At 61.0% G+C, this 6,329-nt stretch carries 4 protein-coding genes; 1 reads left to right on the top strand and 3 read right to left on the bottom strand.

What is annotated here, in order from left to right:
• From F8N85_RS18505 to F8N85_RS18495, 3 genes are all read right to left on the bottom strand, one after another.
• Window positions 1-381: PAAR domain-containing protein (locus tag F8N85_RS18505; RefSeq protein ID WP_150804982.1), on the bottom strand; the 381-nt coding region annotated here is incomplete at its 3' end.
• A 130-nt stretch (window positions 382-511) separates the two neighbouring features.
• Window positions 512-3,790: a PAS domain S-box protein gene (locus F8N85_RS18500; protein WP_150804981.1), complete on the bottom strand. Its 3,279-nt coding sequence runs from the start codon at window positions 3,788-3,790 to the stop codon at window positions 512-514.
• A 69-nt stretch (window positions 3,791-3,859) separates the two neighbouring features.
• The gene (locus F8N85_RS18495) at window positions 3,860-4,750 is read right to left on the bottom strand and encodes a LysR family transcriptional regulator (RefSeq protein ID WP_150804980.1); all 891 of its coding nucleotides are present in this window, start codon (window positions 4,748-4,750) and stop codon (window positions 3,860-3,862) included.
• A gap of 148 nt (window positions 4,751-4,898) precedes the next feature.
• Here F8N85_RS18495 and leuC point away from each other — a divergent pair, with 148 nt between their 5' ends.
• Entirely contained in the window at window positions 4,899-6,329 is a 1,431-nt protein-coding gene (gene leuC, locus F8N85_RS18490; RefSeq protein WP_150804979.1) for a 3-isopropylmalate dehydratase large subunit, read from the top strand.

The following is a 6,329-nucleotide window of genomic DNA, read 5'->3' as shown; positions in this document are numbered from 1 at the left end:
GAAACCGGAGGGGCGCGGCTCGGTGACCGATTGGCGGGCGGCGGCCGGCGCGGCGGGTTGAGCGGCTGCCCGGGGACGCGGCGCGACGGCACCACCATCGATCTCCTGACACCTGAGGGTCTGGTTGGCAATCAGCCGCGGCGGCGGGTCGCACTTGCACTTGCAGAGGTCACCGTCCAGGGCGGCGTTGCGTCCCTCCAGCAGGTCCACCAGGCGCGGGCCGTCGCAGACAATCTCCCCAGTGCTGTCGCATTCCGGGCAATAGACCTCATCGCCTTCGCGGGCCATGGCCAGTCCATTGATCGTGCTGCACTGCCAGCCGGTGCGCACGGTGCCGTCGACGGTGGTTTTAGCCCCGACGGTGATGTGATAGCGCCTCATGCGGTCTATGTCCTTGTTTTATCTGCAGGGACGAACACGCTAGATAAGGCGATGCTGGAGATGAATCAGATACTTCCTTGTTTGGTGTAGGGTTGTTCTGGATTCAGGCGCGAGTGATCCCCGCTTCCTCCTATTTGAGCAGCTTCTTGAACTCGTCCAGCGGCAGCGGCCGGCTGTGCAGGTAGCCTTGATACAGATGGCAGCCCAGACCCTGCAGGAACTCGAGCTGCTCGGGGGTTTCCACGCCTTCGGCAATCACCGCCAGTTCGAGGCTGAGGGCCATGGCGACGATAGCGCGGATGATCTCGGCGTCGTTCGGGTCGCTGGTGGCGTCGTGGACGAACGACTTATCGATTTTCAGCGCATCCACGGGCAGGCGCTTGAGGTAGGTCAGCGAGGAGTAACCGGTGCCGAAATCGTCCATGGCAAAGCTCACGCCGAGCTTCTGCAAACGGCGCATTTTGTTGACGGTGTCATCCAGGTTCTGGATCACGATGCCTTCGGTGATCTCCAGCTTCAGCAGCGAGCAGGGCAATTGCTGGTTGCTGAGGCTGCGTTCGACACGTTCAACGAAGTCATTCTGGCGAAACTGTCGCGGGCTGATATTCACACAAAGGCTGAAGTCGAGCGGATCGACCCGGCCTTCGTCGATCAATTGGCGGAAGGCTTTGCAGGCCTCATCGAGAATCCAGGTGCCGACTTCGAGTATCAATCCGCTGTCTTCCAGCACCTTGATGAACTCTGTGGGGGCTTGCGCACCCAGTTCGGGGTGATTCCAGCGAACCAGCGCTTCGGCGCCGACGATGCGGTTGTTGCGGGCATCGACCTGCGGCTGGAAGTGCAGGCTGAACTCGCCTCGCGAGAGGGCCAGGCGCAGATCGGTTTCCATGCGCAGGCGCTCGCTGGCGGCCTTTTGCATGGTGTTGTGAAACATTTGCGTGGTATTGCGCCCTGAGTCCTTGGCTCGGTAAAGCGCGATGTCGGCGCGCTTGAGCAGGTCGGCAGGAGTCGAGCCGTGATCGGGAATCAAGGCGATGCCGATACTTGGCGTGACCTGCAGGCGTTGACCGTCGAGAAACATCGGCTCGGACAGCAGTTCGCGCAGGGTGTCGGCCAGTTCCCGGACTTGTTCGCTGACTTCGCTGCGAGTGCCTTCGAGGCCGCTGAGCAGGACCACGAATTCGTCACCGCCCAGGCGTGCGACGGTGTCTTCCATGCGCACGCTGGCCTCGAGGCGGGCGGTGACGATTTTCAGCACCGTATCGCCCACCGGGTGGCCGAGGGAGTCGTTGATGTGCTTGAAGTGATCGAGATCGAGGAACAGCAGTGCGCCGCGCAGGTTATGCCGTTTGAGCAGGGCGATCTGCTGGCTCAGCCGATCCATCAGCAATGCGCGGTTGGGCAGATTGGTCAGCGGGTCGTGGTAGGCCAGGTGGCGGATCTGCGCCTCGGCATTCTTCAGCAGGCTGACGTCTCGCGCGGTCAGCAGCAGGCAGTGGGTTTCATTGAGGGTGATGGGCTCGACCGAAACCTCGACGGTGAGGATTTCCCCGCGCTTGTTGCGGCCAAGCATTTCCTGGTGATGGACCCGGCCTTTTATCTGCAGTTCGGCGAGCAAGGCTGAACGCTGTTTCTCTTCGGCCCAGATGCCGATCTGGTACACCGTGCGTCCGATTACTTCGCTCGCGCGGTAGCCGGTCAGCCGACAGAAACCGTCATTGACCTCCAGATAACGCCCGGTATCGCGTTCGGTGATGGTGATTGCGTCGGGGCTTGAGTGGAACGCCTTGGCGAACTTCTCTTCGCTGGCCTTGAGCGCGGCCTCCGAGCGCTGCTGCTGGGTGATGTCGCGCAGGGTGGTAACGATGCACGGCTGATTGCCGACGTTGATCTGGCGACTTGATATCACGCAGGTCAAGGCTTGCCCGTCTTTGTGATGAACAATCACCGCGACATTGTTCAGCGCCTGCTCGCGGATGACTTGCTCGATCCGCTGCTGGCGTTTCCCCGAATCGTCCCAGAGCCCGATCTCGTCGGCGTTGCGGCCCATGACATCGGTGGCGGCCCAGCCAAAGGTCTGGGTGAAGCTGGAGTTGATCTCGATGAACTGACCGGTGTCCTGGCGTGTCACGCAGATCGGGTCCGGGCTGACCTGGAACAGGCTGGCGAACTTCTCTTCGGAAGTTACCAGGCGTTCCTCGCGCTCAACCTGCTCGGTGATGTCCAGCAAGGTGCCAGCCATGCGCAACGGGTTGCCGTCTCCGTCGCGGTAGAGTCGGGCGCGGCTTTCCAGAAAGCGCGAGCTACCGTCTTCCAGTTGCACACGATAGGTCAATTGATAGTTGCCGGCCGGGCCCTCGCGCAGGCTGCGGTAGGCGTTGCGCATAGTGTCGCGCTCTTCGCCGGGAACCCCGTCGAAAAAGGCATCGAACGGCTCATGGAAAGGCTTGGGCTCCATGCCATGCAGCTGCGCCGCCCGTGCCGAGCCATAGAGCATGCCGCTTGGAATGTGCCAGTCCCAGGTGCCGAGCTGAGCCGAGTCCAGTGCCAGGTCGAGGCGCTCCTGGCTGTCTTTCAGGGCTAGCTCGGCGTTTTTCCGTTCGCTGGTGTCAAGGAAGGTGCTGAGCAGATAAGGCTGGCCTTCCAGTTCGACCTTTTGTGCGCTGAGAATTCCGTCATGGATTTGCCCGCTGCTGGCCCGAAACTGCACCTCCATATTGACCAGTTCACCCTTGGCCTTGGTCGCTTTGATCAGCTGTGCGCGTTGCTCCGGATCGACCCAGAGGCCCAGTTCCAGGGTCGTGCGGCCGATCGCGTCCTGTACCGGCCAGCCGAACAGGCTTTCGAAGTACTGATTGGCCTCGCTGATCAGCCCGTCTTCCTGACGGGTCAACAAGACCATGTTCGGACACAGATGAAACAGCGTGGCGAAGCGTTTTTCCGAACTGCTCAAGGCTTGTTCGCGCTGGCGTTGATGGGTGATCTCACGAATCACCCCGATCATTCGTGGTTTACCGTGCTTGTCCGGCAACAGACTGCCGTTGATCTCCAGCCAATGCAGACTGCCGTCCGGCCAGCGGATTCGGTGATGCATCGCCTGTTCCAGTGGTGCGCCGGCGAGCACGGCATGGAAGGCACGCATAGCTTTGGCCCGATCTTCGACAGGCAGCAGGTCCAGATACTCCAGGTCGGCCGGCAGCGGTTGCCGAGGGTCGAAACCAAACAGCGCCTGGGTACCGCGTGACCAACTGATCTGTCCGCGCTCGATGTCCCAACACCAGGCACCCAGGTGCGCGCCGTTCAGCGCAGCGAGCAGCTGCGAGGCGCTTTCCCAGCTTTGCTCGGACGTTTGCGGGTCGATTGCCCTGATGCGCGGCATCCGCGGTGTACGGTCAGCGGGTTTGTGCATTGGCAGCAGGCCTTAGGCTGAATAGGGCAGTTGGCACATGGGTTCCAGACAATAGCGGGTTAGCGCACCTTATACCTGGTTGCGTGGCAAATCGATTTGCGCATCCAGCAAGGCCATGAAAGCCCGCGCAGCATTCGACAGCGTCCGTTCGGTGTGCAGGATATAGCCTAGCTGGCGAGTGAGTTGTATGCCCGGTAAAGGGATGCGCGCCACCTGTTCATCGAGCATGGTGCGCGGTAAAACACTCCAGGCCAGGCCGATCGAGACCATCATCTTGATGGTTTCCAGATAATTGGTGCTCATGGCGATATTCGGTATCAGCCCCTGGCCTTCGAACAGACGCTGGACGATATGGTGAGTAAAGGTGTTGCCACCGGGGAACACCGCTGGATGCAGGGCGATGTCGGCCAGGCTGACCACGCCATTGCTGACCAGCGGGTGCTCGGGTGCGGCGACGAAGTCCAGCGGGTCATCCCAGACCGGTGTCGCCCGCACCAGTGTGTGCGGCTCCGGTGCGAGGGTGATGACCGCCAGCTCGGCGCGGCCATGGAGGATTTCTTCGTAGGCCACTTCCGAATCGAGAAACTGAATATCCAGCGCCACGTCGGGATAACGCCGGGTAAAGGCCCGCAATAGAGGTGGCAAGCGGTGCAACCCGATGTGATGGCTGGTGGCCAGGGTCAGGCGCCCGGTCACTTCACCCGTCAGATTGGTCAGCGCCCGGCGCGTGTCGTCCAGCACATTGAGAATCTGATAGGCCCGCGGCAGGAGGGCGCGCCCGGCCTCGGTCAGGCCGACTTCACGGCCAAGCCGGTCGAACAGGCGCCCCTTGAGTTGCTGCTCCAGCCCGGCAATGCGTTTGCTGATCGCCGGCTGCGTCAGATGCAGGCGTTCGCCTGCTCCAGAGAAACTGCCGGTCTCGGCGATGGCTATAAAGGCATTAAGGTTGGCCAGGTCCATGGTCGCATTCCAGATGGTTATCCAAAGCATGAAAAATATGAATTTGAGTTATTTAATGTAACGCCATAGGATCGACCTCACAAGCCAAGGGGTCATTGAGTTGCATCAAGACCCAGGGCATAGAAACAAGCTGATGAGGAACCGTCTGATGGCCGGCAAAACGCTCTACGACAAGCTCTGGGATTCGCATTTGGTCAAACAGCGCGACGATGGCTCGGCGCTGATCTATATCGATCGTCACATCATTCATGAAGTGACTTCGCCGCAAGCCTTCGAAGGCCTGCGTCTGGCCGGGCGCAAGCCTTGGCGCATCGATGCCAACATCGCGACCCCGGACCACAACGTACCGACCACCCCGGAGCGCAAAGGCGGCATCGAAGCCATTGCCGACCAGGTCTCGCGTTTGCAGGTCCAGACCCTCGACGATAACTGTGATGAATACGGCATTGTCGAATTCAAGATGAACGATATCCGTCAGGGTATCGTCCACGTGATCGGTCCAGAGCAGGGCGCAACCTTGCCAGGCATGACCGTGGTCTGCGGCGACTCCCACACGTCGACCCACGGCGCGTTCGGCGCCCTGGCTCACGGGATCGGCACTTCCGAGGTCGCGCATGTGCTCGCCACTCAGTGCCTGGTCGCGAAAAAAATGAAAAACATGCTGGTGTCGGTTGAAGGGCAATTGCCGTTCGGCGTGACCGCCAAGGACATCGTCCTCGCGATCATCGGCAAGATCGGCACCGCCGGCGGCAACGGCCACGCCATCGAGTTCGCCGGTAGCGCGATTCGTGATTTGTCGGTCGAAGGCCGCATGACTATCTGCAACATGGCCATCGAAGCCGGTGCACGAGTGGGTCTGGTGGCCGCCGACGAAAAGACGGTCGCTTACGTCAAAGGCCGCCCGTTTGCCCCGAAAGGCGCGGAATGGGACCTGGCGGTCGAAGCCTGGAAAGATCTGGTGACCGACGCGGATGCGAAGTTCGACACCATCGTTGAGCTCGACGCCGCCCAGATCAAGCCGCAAGTCAGCTGGGGCACCTCGCCCGAGATGGTGCTTGCTGTTGATCAGAACGTTCCGGATCCCGCGAAGGAAATGGATCTGGTCAAGCGCGGCTCCATCGAGCGTGCCTTGAAGTACATGGGTTTGACCGCCAATCAGGCGATCACCGACATTCAGCTGGACCGGGTATTCATCGGCTCTTGCACCAACTCGCGGATCGAAGACCTGCGCGCTGCGGCAGTGATCGCCAAGGGCCGTAAAGTGGCTTCGACCATCAAGCAGGCGATCGTCGTGCCTGGCTCGGGCCTGGTGAAGGCTCAGGCGGAATCGGAAGGGCTGGACAAGATCTTCCTCGAAGCCGGTTTCGAGTGGCGTGAACCGGGTTGCTCGATGTGCCTGGCGATGAACCCTGACCGTTTGGAGTCTGGCGAGCATTGCGCGTCGACCTCTAACCGCAACTTCGAAGGCCGTCAGGGTGCCGGTGGTCGTACTCACCTGGTCAGCCCGGCCATGGCCGCCGCCGCCGCTGTGAACGGTCGTTTCGTCGACGTCCGTGAATTGATCCAGGGAGCGCAGTAA

This window comes from Pseudomonas fluorescens (genome assembly GCF_902497875.1).
GTDB lineage: Bacteria > Pseudomonadota > Gammaproteobacteria > Pseudomonadales > Pseudomonadaceae > Aquipseudomonas > Aquipseudomonas fluorescens_BR.
Note: the sequence above shows the minus strand (reverse complement) of the source record. Positions and strands in the feature narration are given on the sequence as shown.

Bases quoted from the DNA above. Each gene is read 5' to 3' on its own strand.
- F8N85_RS18500 (WP_150804981.1), bottom strand. From the start codon at position 3,790: ATGCACAAACCCGCTGACCGTACACCGCGGATGCCGCGCATCAGGGCA.
- leuC (WP_150804979.1), top strand. From the start codon at position 4,899: ATGGCCGGCAAAACGCTCTACGACAAGCTCTGGGATTCGCATTTGGTC.
- F8N85_RS18495 (WP_150804980.1), bottom strand. From the start codon at position 4,750: ATGGACCTGGCCAACCTTAATGCCTTTATAGCCATCGCCGAGACCGGC.